The organism is Halobellus inordinatus (genome assembly GCF_024464655.1).
GTDB lineage: Archaea > Halobacteriota > Halobacteria > Halobacteriales > Haloferacaceae > Haloquadratum > Haloquadratum inordinatus.
On record NZ_JANHAV010000012.1, the window covers coordinates 29,962 to 45,812 of the forward strand.

The 15,851-nt window shown below is 68.0% G+C and carries 13 protein-coding genes; 2 read left to right on the plus strand and 11 right to left on the minus strand.

Annotated features, from left to right (window positions below; genetic code table 11):
* Positions 1–52: 52 nt before the first annotated feature.
* The 4 genes from NO347_RS16185 to NO347_RS16200 are packed head-to-tail and all read right to left on the minus strand — an operon-like array spanning position 53 to position 4,209.
* On the minus strand, positions 53–892 hold the full coding sequence (locus NO347_RS16185) for an ABC transporter permease (protein WP_256290721.1): 840 nt from the start codon (positions 890–892) through the stop codon (positions 53–55).
* The gene (locus NO347_RS16190; RefSeq protein WP_256290722.1) at positions 889–1,635 is read right to left on the minus strand and encodes an ABC transporter ATP-binding protein; all 747 of its coding nucleotides are present in this window, start codon (positions 1,633–1,635) and stop codon (positions 889–891) included. Before NO347_RS16190 ends, NO347_RS16185 begins: the two co-directional genes overlap by 4 nt.
* Positions 1,632–3,563, minus strand: coding sequence for a NosD domain-containing protein (locus tag NO347_RS16195; RefSeq protein ID WP_256290724.1), 1,932 nt, complete (start codon positions 3,561–3,563; stop codon positions 1,632–1,634). The genes NO347_RS16190 and NO347_RS16195 overlap by 4 nt, the downstream gene beginning before the upstream one ends.
* A 4-nt stretch (positions 3,564–3,567) precedes the next feature.
* Entirely contained in the window at positions 3,568–4,209 is a 642-nt protein-coding gene (locus tag NO347_RS16200; protein ID WP_256290726.1) for a nitrous oxide reductase accessory protein NosL, read from the minus strand.
* 220 nt (positions 4,210–4,429) lie between these two features.
* On the opposite strand from NO347_RS16200, the gene NO347_RS16205 reads away from it, so the two are divergent.
* On the plus strand, positions 4,430–7,027 hold the full coding sequence (locus NO347_RS16205) for a heavy metal translocating P-type ATPase (protein ID WP_256290728.1): 2,598 nt from the start codon (positions 4,430–4,432) through the stop codon (positions 7,025–7,027).
* Between the two features lie 33 nt (positions 7,028–7,060).
* Here NO347_RS16205 and NO347_RS16210 read toward each other — a convergent pair whose 3' ends face one another.
* Entirely contained in the window at positions 7,061–7,909 is an 849-nt protein-coding gene (locus NO347_RS16210) for a VOC family protein (protein WP_256290729.1), read from the minus strand.
* Between the two features lie 151 nt (positions 7,910–8,060).
* Between NO347_RS16210 and NO347_RS16215 the strand changes: the two genes are divergently transcribed.
* Positions 8,061–8,735, plus strand: coding sequence for an MBL fold metallo-hydrolase (locus NO347_RS16215; RefSeq protein ID WP_256290730.1), 675 nt, complete (start codon positions 8,061–8,063; stop codon positions 8,733–8,735).
* Positions 8,736–8,795: 60 nt separating this feature from the next.
* Here the strand turns inward: NO347_RS16215 and NO347_RS16220 are convergent, their stop codons facing one another.
* The 6 genes from NO347_RS16220 to NO347_RS16245 all read right to left on the minus strand — a co-directional run bounded on the left by NO347_RS16220 (position 8,796) and on the right by NO347_RS16245 (position 15,851).
* The gene (locus tag NO347_RS16220) at positions 8,796–9,449 is read right to left on the minus strand and encodes a cytochrome c biogenesis CcdA family protein (protein ID WP_256290731.1); all 654 of its coding nucleotides are present in this window, start codon (positions 9,447–9,449) and stop codon (positions 8,796–8,798) included.
* Complete coding sequence (locus NO347_RS16225; protein ID WP_256290732.1) at positions 9,446–9,982, minus strand: TlpA family protein disulfide reductase; 537 nt, start codon at positions 9,980–9,982, stop codon at positions 9,446–9,448. Before NO347_RS16225 ends, NO347_RS16220 begins: the two co-directional genes overlap by 4 nt.
* Positions 9,979–10,644 (minus strand): SCO family protein, encoded by a 666-nt coding sequence (locus NO347_RS16230; RefSeq protein WP_256290734.1) that lies wholly within the window; start codon positions 10,642–10,644, stop codon positions 9,979–9,981. The genes NO347_RS16225 and NO347_RS16230 overlap by 4 nt, the downstream gene beginning before the upstream one ends.
* A gap of 103 nt (positions 10,645–10,747) precedes the next feature.
* Complete coding sequence (locus tag NO347_RS16235; protein WP_256290735.1) at positions 10,748–12,838, minus strand: beta-galactosidase; 2,091 nt, start codon at positions 12,836–12,838, stop codon at positions 10,748–10,750.
* On the minus strand, positions 12,835–15,066 hold the full coding sequence (locus NO347_RS16240) for a glycoside hydrolase family 36 protein (protein WP_256290736.1): 2,232 nt from the start codon (positions 15,064–15,066) through the stop codon (positions 12,835–12,837). The genes NO347_RS16235 and NO347_RS16240 overlap by 4 nt, the downstream gene beginning before the upstream one ends.
* Complete coding sequence (locus tag NO347_RS16245; protein WP_256290737.1) at positions 15,063–15,851, minus strand: SDR family NAD(P)-dependent oxidoreductase; 789 nt, start codon at positions 15,849–15,851, stop codon at positions 15,063–15,065. Before NO347_RS16245 ends, NO347_RS16240 begins: the two co-directional genes overlap by 4 nt.

The window sequence follows — 15,851 nt, forward strand, 5'->3', positions numbered from 1 at the left end:
GCCGCGAAAGGGACGCCGTAACAGAAGTTCCGTGACGACCGCGTCCGAAAACTCACCAGAGCGCGTAGGCAGCGACAGCGAGAGCAACGACGGTCCAGCCGACGAGTGAGAGCACTCCGACCACTGGTTCGACCGCGGCGGTCGCCTCGACCGTCGCCGCGTCGAGGACGGTCGCGAAGACGAGTCCTCGATACGCGCCGCCAGGACCGAGTGCGACGGCCGTCGGCAGGCCGCCAACGTCGAGAAATCCCCGCTGCAGGGCCGCGAGCGCCCCGACGTCAGCGCCGACTGCCAGGACCGCCCAGAGACCGAGCGCCAGGCCGACGGCGCTCTTGGCACTGCGAGCGACTGCAGAGACGGCGAGTGCACCGGCCAGCGCGGCGAGGCCCAGAAGCGTCGCGACGGCGACGAACCGAGCGAACAGAAGCGGCGAGTCCGCACCGCGCTGGGCGGCGTAGATCGGCGACGTGCCGTCACCCGAGAGCACGACGAAGACGAGCGCGGGGAGCGCTGCTGCGGCGACGCCGAGCGCGAGGATCACGCCACGGCCGAGAAACGTCCCCAAAACGATCGACGACCGCGACGGCGGGAGCGTGGCGTGAACGGCCAGTTCTCCGCGTTCCCGATCGGAGACGAACACGCGATAGCCGATCGCGAATGCGAGGACGGGGACCAGCAGTTCGACCGGCGTGAGGAGGTCGACGACGGTCGGGACGTAGCCGGACGCGTGGCCGCCGCCGGCCCACGTGAATCCGAGCAGGAGGAGCGAAAAGCCGACGAAGAGGACGATCGTGCCCCGGTTTCGCGTGACGGTCTTGACCTCTCGACGGGCGATAGCGGCGACGTGGACCCTGTTGAGGGCGATTGCGCGTAGCGGGTCGACCGCACTCATACGGGTTCACCACCAGAGGCGCGACCGGGGTCAGCCGTCTCTCGACCGCTCCGAACGGTCGTCTCGCCGTCGACAGCGTCGTCGTAGGCCGTCGCGAACGCTGTTCCCTCGATCGGGAGTGTTCGGTCGGCCTGCAACCGCCCGCGGTCGAGGAGCAGCGCGCGGTCGGCGACGCGCTCTACGGTCGGCAAGTCGTGTGTGGCGACGACGACGCCGCAGTCCTCGCCGGCGAGCGTCGCACAGCTCTCGAAGACCCGTCTGGTCATCGTGCGATCGAGGCCGCTCGTGGGTTCGTCGAGGACGACGAGACCGGGGTCGCCGACGCCCGCGACCGCGACGCCGAGTAAGCGCAACATACCGCCGGAGAGCGCGCCGACACGTCGGTCGGCGACGTGCGCCAAGCCGACCCGATCGAGCAGTTCCTCGGGCGTCGGCCCGTCACCGACGAGCGCGTCGTAGTACCGGACCGTCTCGCCGACCGTCAGGTCGTCCCGAGGGCGGAACGACTGCGGGAGGTAGCCGACCGCGTGCGTTCCCTCCGTCACCGGATACGCGACCGTGCCGCTCGTCGGGGTCGCGACGCCCGCAAGCGTCCGTAAGAAGGTCGACTTGCCGCCGCCGTTCGGGCCGACGACAGCCGTCACCGATCCCGGATGGATCGACGCGGAGACACCGGCGAGTGCCGAGACAGGGCCGTACTCGCAGGCGACGTTCGAGGCGGTCACCACTGGGTTGTCCGTCATCTATCGAAGTTCGTGGTCACGAGTGAGTCGTTCATCATACGTTGAGAGTCATTTCGCGCGACCGCCAGCAGGTCGGGGTTCACGGGCGTGGCGGCCGGCCGCTGGTCGACAATGCCGCCGCTGCGCATCCCGGGGACGGTGCCGCGAAGTTCGCGGAGGGCGAGGAGACCGGGCGACTCCGAGAGGAGACGAGTTCCCGGCGCACCGTACCGTGCGTCGACGGCGCTCGTCGGGCGATACGGGCGATCGACGGCGTCGACTGGGCCGCCCGCCGCTCGCGCCCAGTAGTTCCCGCCCCCGGCGCTCGACCAGACGCGCGTCGCGCCACCGGTTGCATCCGCGGGCCGGTCGTTGTCCACGAAGTCGTTGGCGAGGACGCGGTTGGAGGCGACGATCCCGGTCGCGTCGGCCCCGACGCCGTTCCGCAGGAGGACGTTGTGTTCGTACAGCGAGCGCCGCGTTCCGATCTCCAGGCCGACCTCGTTACCGACGAGTCGGTTTCGCGCGACGTAGGAGTCGCTGCCGGCCGTGACGATCCCCCGACCCGAGTCACGAACGTCGTTGCCGACGAGCGCGTTCCCCGAGGGACGAGTCATCACGACGAGACCAGTGTCGGTATCGCGGGCGACGTTCTCGGCGAGCAGCGTCTCGGAAGTGAACATCAGGTGCGTCCCAAAGCGGACGTCCCGCATACGGCTGTCACGGACGACGAGGCCGTTCGACCGGTGGGAATAGACGCCGTCGAGCGTCCCGCTGAACGTCGAGTGCTGTACGACCGCCGACGTCGCTTCCATCGCCATCACGCCCATATAGCCCGCGCCGTCGGTCGCGGTTCCGTGAACGGTGACGTCCTCGACGAGCGTCTTGTTCGTCTGCCGGAGCAAGACGCCGTTCGACGGCGTCCGCACCGTGACGTCGGCAACCAGAGCCCCAGAAGTGTTCACGAACGCGACGCCGGCGTCGCCGCGGCCGTACGTCTGCTTGACGTGCGTGTCCCACGCCTCGCTCCCGTTACCGACGTCGATGGTCTCCGTGCCGACCTCTGTCACCGCGAGGCCGACGACGGCGACGCGGTCGCTCGTCACTGTAACGCCGGTCCCGTTCGACCCGGCCGAGACAACGGTTTCTGGGCCCGCCCCACGGAGCGTTATGGGGTGGTCGATCCGAACGCGTTCTCCATACGTTCCGGGTGGGACGTAGACGGTCGTATTCGGTGGCGCGGCGTCGACGGCGCGCTGGATGCTGGGTGCGTCCTCGCCGACGACCTGCGAGACGGGGCGGTCTGCGAGTGACCTGACCTCCGTAGCGGTCCGATTCGCCGCCTGGTCCCTGGATTCGACGGTCTCGGGCCACGAGCGTGTGCGAGACGGGCCGTCGATTCGATCGCGGACGGTCGCCCACGACCAGACTGTCGCGTCGGAACCGACGCGGTCGGCGAACTGCCGGGCGCCCGCCGCGTCGCTGAACGGAACGATGGCGCGCCCACGCGACTGCCCGGCCGAAGCGGAGCGCTCGGGGACGATCACGTAGTGTGCATCGGCCGCTGTGGTCCACCCCGGGCGGCCCGCAGTGGGGACCGGATACCCGGCGTCGCTCACCGTCGGCGACGTCCCGGCGAAGTCGCTGACGAAGACGCCGAGCGGCGGACCGAACCGCTGAGTGTGGCCCTCGCGACCGAGCGCGGCGACGAGCGAGCCGATACCGTAGTAGCCGACGACCGTCTCGAACTGGGCGTAGGAGACCTGCGCTTTCGGGACGACAGCCCCCGCAGCCTGTGTCTCACGGACAGTCTCCGCCGTCAGACCGGAGCTAGCTGTGGTGCCGAACGAGACGGGCTCGGGGTCGTGGGTCGCGTCCGCCACGAACGCGCCGCCGTACGCGGTCACAAGGATGAGCACAGCGGCGGCGAGGGCGGCGTCCCGACGCATCAGTTTACTCGAAGAAACTCGCGCGGTACTGCTCGGCGAGGTCGCGGTCGAAGGCGTCGAAGCCGACGACGTCCTCGGCCGTCAAGTCGTCGTACTGCTCGACGTACGCCGTCGCGTCGGCCTCAGTATCGAACGCCAGCGGATTGATCCGCATCGGGTCGTCGACTCGCTCTGAGTCCATCTCCAGGACGTAAGAGGCCGCGAGACCGTCGATCCAGTCGGTGGTGTCGTGGTCGTGGACGAACGCCGCCGCGATCGACGCATCGGCGTACGCCTCCTCGAAGTGCCCCGGATCGGCCGCGAACGACGCCATACAGCCGTTCGAGCAGAAGAATTTCGGCTCGGCGGACTCGTACTGGAGTTGGGCGTTGTAGTCCGGGAACTTCGCGGGCTTCATATTACAGACCGCACAGTTTGCGTCCTCGGGAACTTCGAGCGCGCTGAGTGAGGCTTCGCCGGTCTCGGTCGTCGTCGGTTCCGCGGTCGGCGTCGCCGTGTCCGTCTGCGTCGTGGTGGCCGTCTCGGTCTCCGTCGTCCCGCCGTCGCCAGTGCCGCTACAGCCTGCAAGCGCGAGTGTGAGTACCGCCCCGCCCGCACCGAGCGCGCGGCGACGAGTCAGTCCGTCGTTGTCGTGTGAATCTGACATAGACGAACGTAGCGTCGCTGCCCTGAAAGCCGATGTGGTAGGATCGTCGAAGACCGCCGGACGGAATCCGAGACGCCTATGTCGATGCAGTACCGAAGCGAGATATCGAAGCTGCTGTGCAGAAGTGTTAATCTATCTCTTATTTTTTAATAATCACTGTGAATTTAGCCCGGGTAAATAGCAGATGAATTAATAAGACGTGGATCCCACCGATCTAGTAATGACAGGTTCGGCGCGCGGCGGCCGGGACGCCGGTCGTCCGGATTCGCAGGACGAAGGCGGCGGACGAGAGGGTGGGGCGTCCGCGGGCAGCGACGGTGCGGCCGCGACGTTCGACGTCCCCGATATGGACTGTCCCTCCTGTGCGGGAAAGGTCGAGCGTAGCGTATCGAAACTCGACGGGATCGAGGACGTAGACCCCCGTATCGCGAGCGGACGCCTCACCGTCACCTACGACGCGGGCGCGACGACCGCAGACGACATCGAAGACCGGATCGAGAAAGCGGGCTACCGCGTCGAAGGACGCAGCGAGGCGACAGTCAGCCTCTCCGTGCCTGGAATGGACTGCGCCTCCTGCGCCGGAAAGGTCGAAAGCGCGCTCGACCGCGTCGAAGGAGTCGAAACACACGAAACCCGACCGACGACCGGGAGCGTGAGCGTCGCCTACGACGAGCGCGCGGTGTCGCCGGACGACCTCGTGAGCGCGGTCGAGGGTGCTGGCTACGAGGTCACTGACGCGAAGGGACAGGGCGGAGATACTGACGGTAGCGTGAGCGGCGACGAGCGCGGTCGAGACTCGATCTGGACGAGTTCACGCGCGGTGAAAACGTGGATCAGCGGCGTCTTCCTGACGATCGGCCTCGTCTTCGAATTCTTCCTCCCGGGATCGAACGCGCAAGTCGCGAGCGCGCTGGGAACGGAGTTGCTGCTCGCGGACGTGCTCTTTCTCCTGGCCGTCGCCACCGGCGGGCAGGCGATTCTTCGGAACGGCTACTACTCCGCGCGGAACCTGAATCTCGACATCGACTTCCTGATGTCGGTGGCGATTGTCGGCGCGCTGCTGGCGAGTCTGGCGTTCGGCGAGGCGCTGTACTTCGAGGCGGCGACGCTCGCGTTCCTCTTCAGCGTCGCCGAGTTGCTGGAGCGGTACTCGATGGATCGCGCCCGCAACTCGCTCAGAGAACTGATGGACCTCTCGCCGGACGAAGCCACGGTGAAGCGTGGGGACGGCACCGAGACGGTGCCCGTCGAGGCCGTCGAACCCGGCGACGTCGTCGTCGTACGCCCGGGCGAGAAGATCCCGATGGACGGCACGGTAGAGACCGGCGGAAGCGCCGTCAATCAGGCCCCGATCACGGGCGAGAGCGTGCCGGTAGACAAGACCGTCGGCGACGATGTGTACGCCGGGTCGATCAACGAAGACGGCTACCTGGAGATCCGCGTCACGGCGGCGGCGAGCGACAACACGCTCTCGCGCATCGTCGAGATGGTCGAGGACGCCCAGTCGAAGAAGACCGAGCGCGAGCAGTTCGTCGAGCGCTTCTCGGCGTACTACACTCCGGTCGTGGTCGCGTTCGCGGTCGTCGTCACGCTCGGGACGCCGTTCGTCTTCGGCGTCGGCTGGCCGACGGCCGTCGTCTACGGCCTGACGCTGCTCGTACTCGCCTGTCCCTGTGCGTTCGTCATCTCGACGCCTGTCTCCGTCGTGTCTGGAATCACGAGCGCGGCGAAAAACGGCGTGCTCATCAAGGGCGGGTCACACCTCGAAGCGATGGGCGCGGTCGACGTCGTCGCGTTCGACAAGACGGGGACGCTCACGAGCGGCGAACTCACCGTCACCGACGTCGTCCCGCTGAACGGGAACTCCGAGGCGGAGGTCCTCCGGTGCGCTCGCGGACTCGAAGAGCGCAGCGAACACCCGGTCGGGGAAGCCATCGTCGCCGCAGCGAACTCGGCTGGCGTCGACGGGCGCACGGTCGACGACTTCGAGAGTCTCACTGGAAAAGGCGTCCGCGCGACGCTCGACGGAACGCCCCACATCGCCGGCAAACCGGGGCTGTTCGAGGAACTCGGCTTCGACCTCGAACACGTCCACGCGACCACGGACGGCGGCGTCGTGACCCAGACAGCCCAGGAGATCTGCGAGCGCAACGACTGCGTCGACCTCCTCCACGGCACCGTCCCCGAGCTCCAGTCTGAAGGAAAGACCGTCGTTCTCGTCGGAACAGCGGACGAACTGGAGGGGGTCATCGCCGTTGCCGACGAGGTCCGACCCGAAGCCGAGCGCGCCGTCGCCCGACTGAAAGAACTCGGCGTCTCACGGACGGTGATGCTGACCGGCGACAACGAGCGGACTGCGCGCGCGATCGCCGAGCGGGTCGGCGTCGACGAGTACCGCGCCGAACTCCTGCCCGAGGAGAAGGTGGATTCGGTCCGGGAACTCATCGACACCTCCGAGGACGGCGGCGTAGCGATGATCGGCGACGGCATCAACGACGCGCCGGCGCTGGCGACGGCCACGGTGGGAATCGCGATGGGCGCAGCGGGGACGGACACGGCGCTAGAAACCGCCGACATCGCGCTGATGGCCGACGACCTCGCGAAACTTCCGTACCTCTACGAACTCGCGAACGACGCGAACGGCGTCATTCGACAGAACATCTGGGCCAGCCTCGGCATCAAGGCGCTCCTGGCGGTCGCCGTGCCGTTCGGCTACGTTCCGATCTGGTTGGCAGTGCTGGCGGGCGACGCCGGGATGACTGTCGGCGTGACCAGCAACGCGATGCGGCTCGCGCGGTTGCGGCCCGAAGGCGAGTAAGATGCTCCCTGGCGGCGAACACCGCTCGGATCGCTATTCCACGCGGAGACGGATGCCGATCCCATCAGTGTCGGCGATTTCGACACCGTCAGAGCGGTCGGTGACGGCGACACCTGCGTCCGCGAGACGCTCTCGAAGGGCCGCAAGCGCGTCACTACTCGGAACCACGATCTCGAACCACGCCAGTCCGCGGCCGCCCGCTGGCTCGGACCGTCCGTTCCACGTGTTGATCCCGACGTGGTGGTGGTAGTCGCCGGCAGCGACAAAGAGCGCGGCGTCGCTGTCGATCTGGACGCCGAGGCCGAGCGTCTCGACGTAGAACTCGCGGGCGGCCGAGAGTGACGTTGTCTCCAGGTGCACGTGGCCGAGATCGGTTCCAGCGGGTGCGTCCGCAGCGCTGTCGGACTGGGTGACGATGGCGTCGACGTCGAGAGGCAGCGTCGACATCTCGACCGTACCGTCGTCCGAACGCGGCCACTCCTCGCGCGGACGGTCACAGTAGATTTCGACCCCGTTGCCGTCCGGATCACTGAGGTAGAGCGCCTCGCTCACCAGATGATCCGACGCGCCCTCCAGCGTCCAGTGGTCGCGGACCCGTTCGAGAGCCGCACCCAGCGCTGTGCGCGATGGGACTCTGAACGCGGTGTGAAAGAGGCCGGCCTGCCGGTCAGTTCGCGGCGCGGCGTCGGCGTCGCGGAGCAACACCAAAAGCGGCGTGTCGTCGGCGCCGAGGGTTGCGCGCGTCTCGCCGCGGGACTGGACGGAGAGACCGACGACTGTCCGATAGAACTCGATCATCTCGTCGAGGTCGGCGACGCGAAGTGCGGATCGGCCGAGTCGGGTCGCGTCCGGGAGAGGTGTGGGTGAGGCGGTGTTCGTCATTCGGTATCAGTACGTCGAAGATGTGGCGCTTGAAGCGTTTCGGTGTCGGCGACACCACCCGAGAAGTTTCGTGCCGGGACGATCGATACGTGCAACCGCGTTCGGCACGTGGTACACCAGCGTTCAAACCAGCAGGGAGCCTACACCGAGTATGGCGACGCAGTTGACCGACGACGTGTGGCAGTTCGCGTTGCGCGGCGTCAACGCATATCTCGTCTTCGACGACGTGCCCACGCTGGTGGACGCGGGGACGCCCTTAGACGGGTCCGCGGTCCGGAGCGGACTCGATTCGGCTGGCGTCGAGGTGAGCGATATCGAACGAGTGCTACTCACCCACTACGACCTCGACCACATCGGGGCGCTCGCCGCGTTGACGCCGGAGTTAGACGCGACTGTGCACGCGGGACCGTTCGACGCAGACATTCTGACGAACCGGCGGTCGCCGCCCGTCACGAATCACAAGGGCGCGTTCCAGCGGCTCGCCAGCGTCTTCACGACCCATCCGTCACTCGACGTCGCCGCCGTCGACGACGGCGAGGAGGTCGGGACGTTCACCGCCTACCACACGCCCGGTCACACGCCGGGACACGTGGCGTACGTGAGCACCGAGCTCGACGTGGGATTGCTCGGCGATCTGGTCGCGGAATCCGACGGCGCGCTCGAAGCGTCCGGCTGGGCGATGAGTTACGACACGGCCCAGGTCCGCGAGAGCATCCGACGGCTTGCATCGGACGCACCGCCGTTCGAGGTCGCGTGTATGGGACACGGAACGCCGCTCCGGAACGGCGGCAGCGACGCGCTCGAGGCGCTCGCACAGCGGTTGTGAGTTCCGAAGCAAGACGTCACGGTGTGAGACACGAAGTGAGACGTGGCGTGACCGCCAACTTCAGAGCACGTCGAGGACGACGATAGAGAGGTACAACTGCCCGAGACCGGCAAGGACGAGGAGTACCCCGGCGGCCTGCTTCAGATAGCCCGCGTACCGGCCCGCCCCGCGCCAAGCGGTCACGCCGGCGTCGGTGAGCAGCGTCACGCCGACGAGCGGGATCGCGACGCCCCCGGCGTAGGCTCCGAGGACGACGAGGCCGCGCGCGGGTGAGAGCGCCGACGCCTGCGCGATCACGCCGAGGAACAGCGGAACGACGCACCCCGCCGCGGCGACCGCGTAGACCGCGCCGAAAACACCGAATCCGAGCAGCGACTCCGGGCGCTTCGGGAGTGGGATCGTCGGCGGCGTCCACCCCGAGAGGACCAACAGACCGAAGACGACCAGCATCGCGCCGATCAGCGGTTCGAACAGCGGCAACAACGAGGTGAGTCGCTGGCCGAGGGCGAACGCGAGCATCGCGATAACGCCGAGCGCGACGATTGCGCCCGCAGCGGCCGCGAGTCCCGAGACGAGCCCGGGCGTGTCGTCGTTCCGGCGGACGTAGTACCCGACGTATCCGGGCAGCAGCGGGAAGGCACAGGGCGCGAAGAACGTCGTCACGCCCGTGCCGGCGGCGAACGCGACGGTTCCGAGGAAGGCAGCCGACGTCACGTCTCTGAGAGGACGGCGTCGAGTTCGGTTCGGAGGTCCGGTGCGCGGGTCAGACCGGCGTCCTGCCAGCGAATGGTGCCGGCGGCGTCGGTGACGACGAGATACGGGATCCCGCCGGCACCGAGCGCCGCCATCAGGTCACTGTCGGGGTCGAGAGCGACGGTCCACTCGCCGTGGTGTCGTCGCCACCACGCCCGGATATCGTCGGCCGACAGTGTCCCGCCGATCCGCTCGTTGGTGACGGAGACGAACGCGACGCTGTCGCCGTACTCCTCGTAGACGGTCGAGAGTTCGTTCATCTGCTCTTTACAGGGCGCACACCACGTCGCGAACAGGTCGATTACCGTCGGCGTCTCGGGGACGGGAATCGCCGTCTCGCCGGCCTCTGATCCGCGAGCGTCGAGCGTCTCGAGGCGCATCGGGAGCCCCGAGTCGTCGCCACCTGTGCCCGGCAGGTCGCCGCGGAACGCCGCGACGCTGGCACCCGTGAGCCCGAGCCCGCCGAGCGCGGTCAGGAGCTGTCGGCGGTTCATCGGTTTCTGACGGTTTCGAGGTCGTCGATGATCTGTTCGGGGTCCGGCGAGTCGGTTCGGTAGGCCCGCTCGACGTAGCCGTCGCTGTTCACGAGGTAGGTCATCGCCGAGTGCGCGAACATATACATATCCATATTATCGGGGTGTGTCCGCTGGAAGTTCACGCCGAACTGCTCCTGCACCACGGCTTTCGCCCGCGCTTTCGACTCGGGCCTGAGGAAGTGCCAGTTGCCGGCGTCGAGCGCGACGTTCATCTCCTCGCCGTAGGTTCGGAGGCGTTCTGCGTCGTCACGCTGCGGGTCGAACGTCACCGGGAAGAACGCGACTGCGTCGGCGTACTCCTGTTCGAGAGAGTGCGCCTGGACGTTCCGCATCGACTGGATCAACACCGGACAGACCGTGTTGCAGTGGCTGTAGAAGAACGTCAGCAGTTGAGGTTTCCCGACGGACCGAACGGAAACTTCGCCGCCGTCGATTGGGTCCGGAAGCGTCGCGTCCGGGATGCGCTGCCCCCACGCAGGGTACGGGAGTTCCTCGCTCGTGTACTCGCGGTCCGGTTCAGGCAGGGCGACGTCGGGGTTCGAGTCCCCCAATCCGAGACAGCCCGCTGTGCCAAGCACGCCGGCGGTGGCCGCGCCGCGAAGGTAGGTCCGTCGCTGCATACTGATTGTCGTATCTCAGCGATACGGAGGCATAAGGCGAGTGGTCGTTCTCCGGCGCTGAAAACGGAGGGCTCGGGCTCCCGAGGAGGGCCGTGCGCGGCCGCTACTGGACCGACAAGTCGGTCACTGCAGCGCCGACGACGCCGACACCGTAGCCGGGGATCGACGCGTCGCCGACCTGCCATTCGGCGTCGTCGGGGGCGTCCACCTCGATGGGGTCGCCGCCGAAGTTGAGCACCCACGTGTGGCCGTCGCGCTCGGCGGCGCGGACAGTCTCCGGGAGCCGGTCGCTGTAAGCGACGCCGCCGCGGTCGAGGAGGTCGGTGACGAGCGCGTCCGCCAGATCCGACTCGGGACAGACGCCGCAGTAGGTGACCGAGCCGTCGCCGACGACGTGGTCGAGTACGGCTGGACGCCCACCGGCCGTTCCGGAGGTGTACTCACCGACCGCATCCGCTGTCTCCGGGCGGAGCCACTCGGCCCACGTCCGGTAGTCGTACGCGTCGCCGCGGTAGGTCAGCGTGGTGTCGACCGACTCGGGGAGACTCTCGTGTTGGTCGACGTGGCCGCCGACGAGCGACGCGAGCGGACCGGGTGCGAGGTCGGACTGGAGTCGGTTGCCCGGCAGTTTGTACCCCGAGCGCGGCCCCAGAAGCAGGTGTCCGCCGTCGTCGACGTACGATTCGAGTCGGGTCGCAAGCGACTCGTCCGCGAGGTGGAGCGTCGGTGCGACGACGGCCTCGTAGCCGTCGAGGTCAGTCGCGGGCTCGACGACGTCGACCTGTACGCCTCGCGCTCGGAGGGCGCGGTAGAACGCGCCGACGAGCCCCCAGTAGTCGAAGTCGGGGGCGTGGGGTTGCTCGGCGAGCGCCCACAGGTCGTCGTAGGAGAACGTGAGTGCCACGGGCGCGTCGACACCGTCGAGGTCGCCGAGCGACTCGAACTCCGTGGCCGCGCGAGCGGCGTCCTCGTAGCCGCGGTCGGGCGAGCCATCGTGCTTTCGCAGGCCGGCGTGGTACTGCTCTTGGCCCTGCCGACAGCGGCGCCACCGGAAGTACGAGACGACGTTCGCGCCGTGGGCGACCGCCTGGTGGGCCCACAGGCGCATCGCTCCCTCGCCGGGTTGCGGGCAGCGCGGCGGCCAGTTGACGTCACCAGGCTGTTGTTCCATCACCCAGAAGCCGGCCGGGCCGCGGTAGAGGTCGTGGTTGAGGCTCACCTGGTCGGGGTCGCCCGCGCGGAGGCGGTCCTCGGTGACTGATTCGGTATTTCGGTCCTGTGCGAAGCCAGTCGGATAGGAGTCCCAGGTGGCGAAATCTAGCGATTCAGAGACGCTGAAGGCGTCGAGGGTGTCGAAGTGGCCCATAAAGTTGTGCGTCACGAACCACTCGTCGTTCGCCTCACGGAGGACGTCCGCCTGCATCTCGTTGTAGTCGACGACGCTCGCGTTGGCGAAGCGCGCGTAGTCGAGCAGTCGCGAGGGGTGGTGTTCGGCCGCGGTGTGTCGCGGCGGCTGGAGTTCTGCGAAGGAGCCGTACTGCTGGCTCCAGAAGGTCGTGCCCCACGTCTCGTTGAGGTCGTCGACGCTCTCGTAGCGGTCGCGACACCACTCGCGGAACGCCGCGGCGCAGTCGTCGCAGTAGCAGCGGACGGTGTGGTGACAGCCGTACTCGTTGTCAGTCTGCCAGCCGACCACCGCGTCGACGTCCGCATAGTGCTCGGCCATCCGCCGAGCGACCCGTTTGCTCTCCTCGCGATACACCGGCGAGTTGAAGCAGTAGTGACGGCGACTGCCGAACTCGCGGGTCGTCCCGTCGGGCTCTTCCTGCAGGATCTCGGGATACTCGTCGATCAGCCACTTCGGCGGCGTCGCCGTCGGCGTACAGAGGACGGCATCGATGCCGGCGTCGCCGAGCAGCGAGACGGCGGTGTCGAGCCACTCGAAGTCGAACGCGCCGCGTTCCGGTTCGAGCCGCCCCCACGAGAACTCGGCCATCCGCACGACTTCGATGCCGGCCTCGGCCATCTGTTCGACGTCCGTCTCCCAGCGCTCGCGCGGCCAGTGCTCCGGGAAGTAACAGACGCCGATGCGGGGCGTCGCCGTCGCCGACGCGTCCGACGCAGTGAGTGCGGGTGTCGGGCGGGCGGCCTCGTCGCTGTGCTCCTCGGAATCTCCGTCTGTGTCGTCAGTCATTCTCGTGTCTCGAATTCGAACTCGTTTGTGCCCGGTGCGGCGGTGAATGTGATGGTATCGACGCCGCCAGCGGCGCCGGCGCTGGTGCACTCACTGTCGGAGTCGTTCCGGTCAGACTCACACAGTCGCCACGGCTCCGGCACAGCAACGACCAACTCCATCGGCCTGTCGGCGTCGAGCCGCACCGACAGCGTGCCGTCGGCCCAGGTGACGTCGGTCACTTGCGATCCGGCGTTCGCGAGGTGATCCGCGCCGACGACCGTCGGGCGAGGATCGGTTGGGGCAGCCGTACAGTGGACGAGCAGGCAGCCGTGCGGGGCGACCTCGCGCTCGACTGGCCCACGGGCGAGACCGTTCGGCGAGTCGGTCGGTCCAAGCGCCGTCCAGGTGAACGCCGGTCGGTCCGAGTCCTGTGAGTCACCGGAATCGACGTACGCTGAAGGGTCGACGCGAACCCGACGCGGCTCGTCGCTCCAGTTGAACGCCGCGACGGCGACCGCCCCGTCAGCGGGGCGCTCGCAGACGACGCGGTCGGGGAACTCACCGTCGCCGACGCCGTGGACGCGGCCGTCCTCGACTGGTGGGAGCGTGCGCTCGAACAGCCGCCGGCCTGCGTCGTCGATCTCCGCGACGGCGTCGCTGAGGAAGTTCGACCCGCCCGTGAGTGCGACGAGCGCGGCGAAGGATTCCTGTTCGGGAACGGTGAGTTCCGTGGTTTCGCGCACGAGCTGGCAGTCGGGATCGTTCACCCACAGCCGGCGGTGACAGAACTGCCGATTGAGGACGTTGCGGACGGCGTTCTCGTGGGCGGGTTGGCTCGCGCTGTCGCCCTCGCGCCGCCAGTAGGGCGCGGTGTCCGGCCCGATCCGCATCGCGTCGGCGAGGCCGACGCTGGGGAAGCCGGGTGCCCCGCAGCCGAGGATGAAGGCGTCGCCGACGGCCTCGCGAATCGTCCCCAGACCGTGCCGATACGCTTCGGCTCGCGTCACGTCGCCGTGTCTGTCGCCGGGAAGGGCCGCGGCGTAGAGGAAGTCGAGTTTGAGGTACTCGAAGCCCCACTCTTCGACGACGGTCGCGAAGGTCTCGCGGAGCCAGGCGGTCACCTCGGGGTGCGTCGTATCCAGTGCGTACATCGGGCCGTGGCGCGCGCCGGCGTCGACGGGGTCACCCTCGTCGGTCAGCAGCCACTCGGGATGTTCGCGTGCCAGTCGTGAGTCGGCCTGGACGTAGAACGGTGCGAGCCACAGTCCGGGTTCGTAGCCCGCGGCCGCGACGTCGTCGCGCAGGTCGCGCATCGACTCGAAGCCGTCGGCGAGCGTCCGCCAGTCGCCGAAGGCGGTCTCGTAGCCGTCGTCGAGTTGGACGACGTCGAGGTCGACGTCCCACTCGTCGAGGTCCGCGACGTTCGTTCGGACGTCGTCTGCAGTCACGTCGGTGAAATAGTGGTACCACGAGCACCAGCCAGTGGGTACCGTCTCGGGGACGCGCGCGTCCATCCGCTCGCCGACGTCGGCCGCGAGCGATTCGAGCCCCGCCGAGAGCGACTGACCCGCGTCGATCCGGAGCGTCGCACTCTCGCGTCGCTCACCGGGGCGGATCGCGACCCCGTCTAGCGGGCAGAGCGCCGTGAGCGCAGTCTGGTCTGCGTCGCGGTCGGCGCAAAGGTCGAACCGCGTCAGCGACGCGTCGTGATCGAGGAAGCCGAGCGTCAGCGTCCCCGGATCGCCAGTCAGCGCCGTGACGGCGTGGCTCGTCAGCGCGTCGTCCGGCGCGGCGAGATCGACCATTTGCGGGCGGCTCTTTGGAGTCTCCGCGGGGAACCGCTCGTCGATCCGGAGCGTCGCCGTCGGCGACCACGACTGGTAGCCGTGGACGAAAACGCGGTCGGCGGGGCCGAACGGAACGGTCCCGTCGAGCACCTCGATCGCGTCGAGGCGAACGGGCTCTCTCGTGCGGTTCTCGACCGCGACAGTCAGGTCGATAGCATCGCCGCCGTGATCGCCACGATCTCGATCCGCGGCTTCGACCGACACGTCGACGACGAGTCCATCGCGGTCGCCGTCGCTGTGGGCGTCCTCGTTGTCGGCGAGTCGGATCCCGAGGGACCCCGAAAAGAGCGTTTTCGGAGTTACGTCCGAATCCAGGGCATCGGCACCAGCTTCGATCGTGAGCCGACCAGTGTCGGGATCGTACGCGACCGCGGAGTGTCCGAGGTCGACCCGCGTCACTCCTGTCCCTCCCGGCGAGCGCGATAATCAGGTAACGTATTGTCCTGCATCACGGCCGTGCGACCGCCGTCGACCAAGAGGTTCGCGCCGGTGACGAAGCCGGCCTCCTCGCTCGCGAGGAACGCCACCGCGGCGGCGACGTCTTCGGGTGTACCGATTCGGCCCACGGGGTGGATCGACTCGATCTCGCGGCGGTCGGCGTCGTCCATCTCCGCGAGCGTCCGCTCGATGGCGACCCAACCGGGGTTGACGGTGTTGACCCGGATGTGCGGGCCGAGATCGAGCGCCATCGCGCGCGTCATTCCGTTAATGCCCGCTTTCACGGCGTTGTACGGGAACATCCCGGGCATCGTCAGGAACGCGTGATTCGAGGAGGTGTTGACGATCGCTCCCTCGTCCATCCGCGCGGCCGCTTCCTTGGCACACAGCCAGAACGACCGGAAGTCCGTCTCGACGACGAACTCCCAGTCCTCGCGCGTCGCCTCCGTGACGCCGGTGTTCGTCTCGACGCCGGCGTTGTTCACGAGCACGTCGAGGCCGCCGTAGGTGTCGACCGTCGCATCGAACAGCGCGGCGATGTCGTCGGGGTCGCGCATATCGGCGCGGACGAACGCCGCCTCGCCGCCGTCGGCCTCGATTTCGGCGACCGTCGCCTCGCCGGCGTCACGGGTGCGGCCCGTGACGACGACCTTCGCGCCTTCGCTGGCGAGTCGCTTCGCGACGCCCGCGCCGATACCGCGGGTCGAACCGGTGACGACGGCGACGCAGTCGGTGAATCGCTCCAT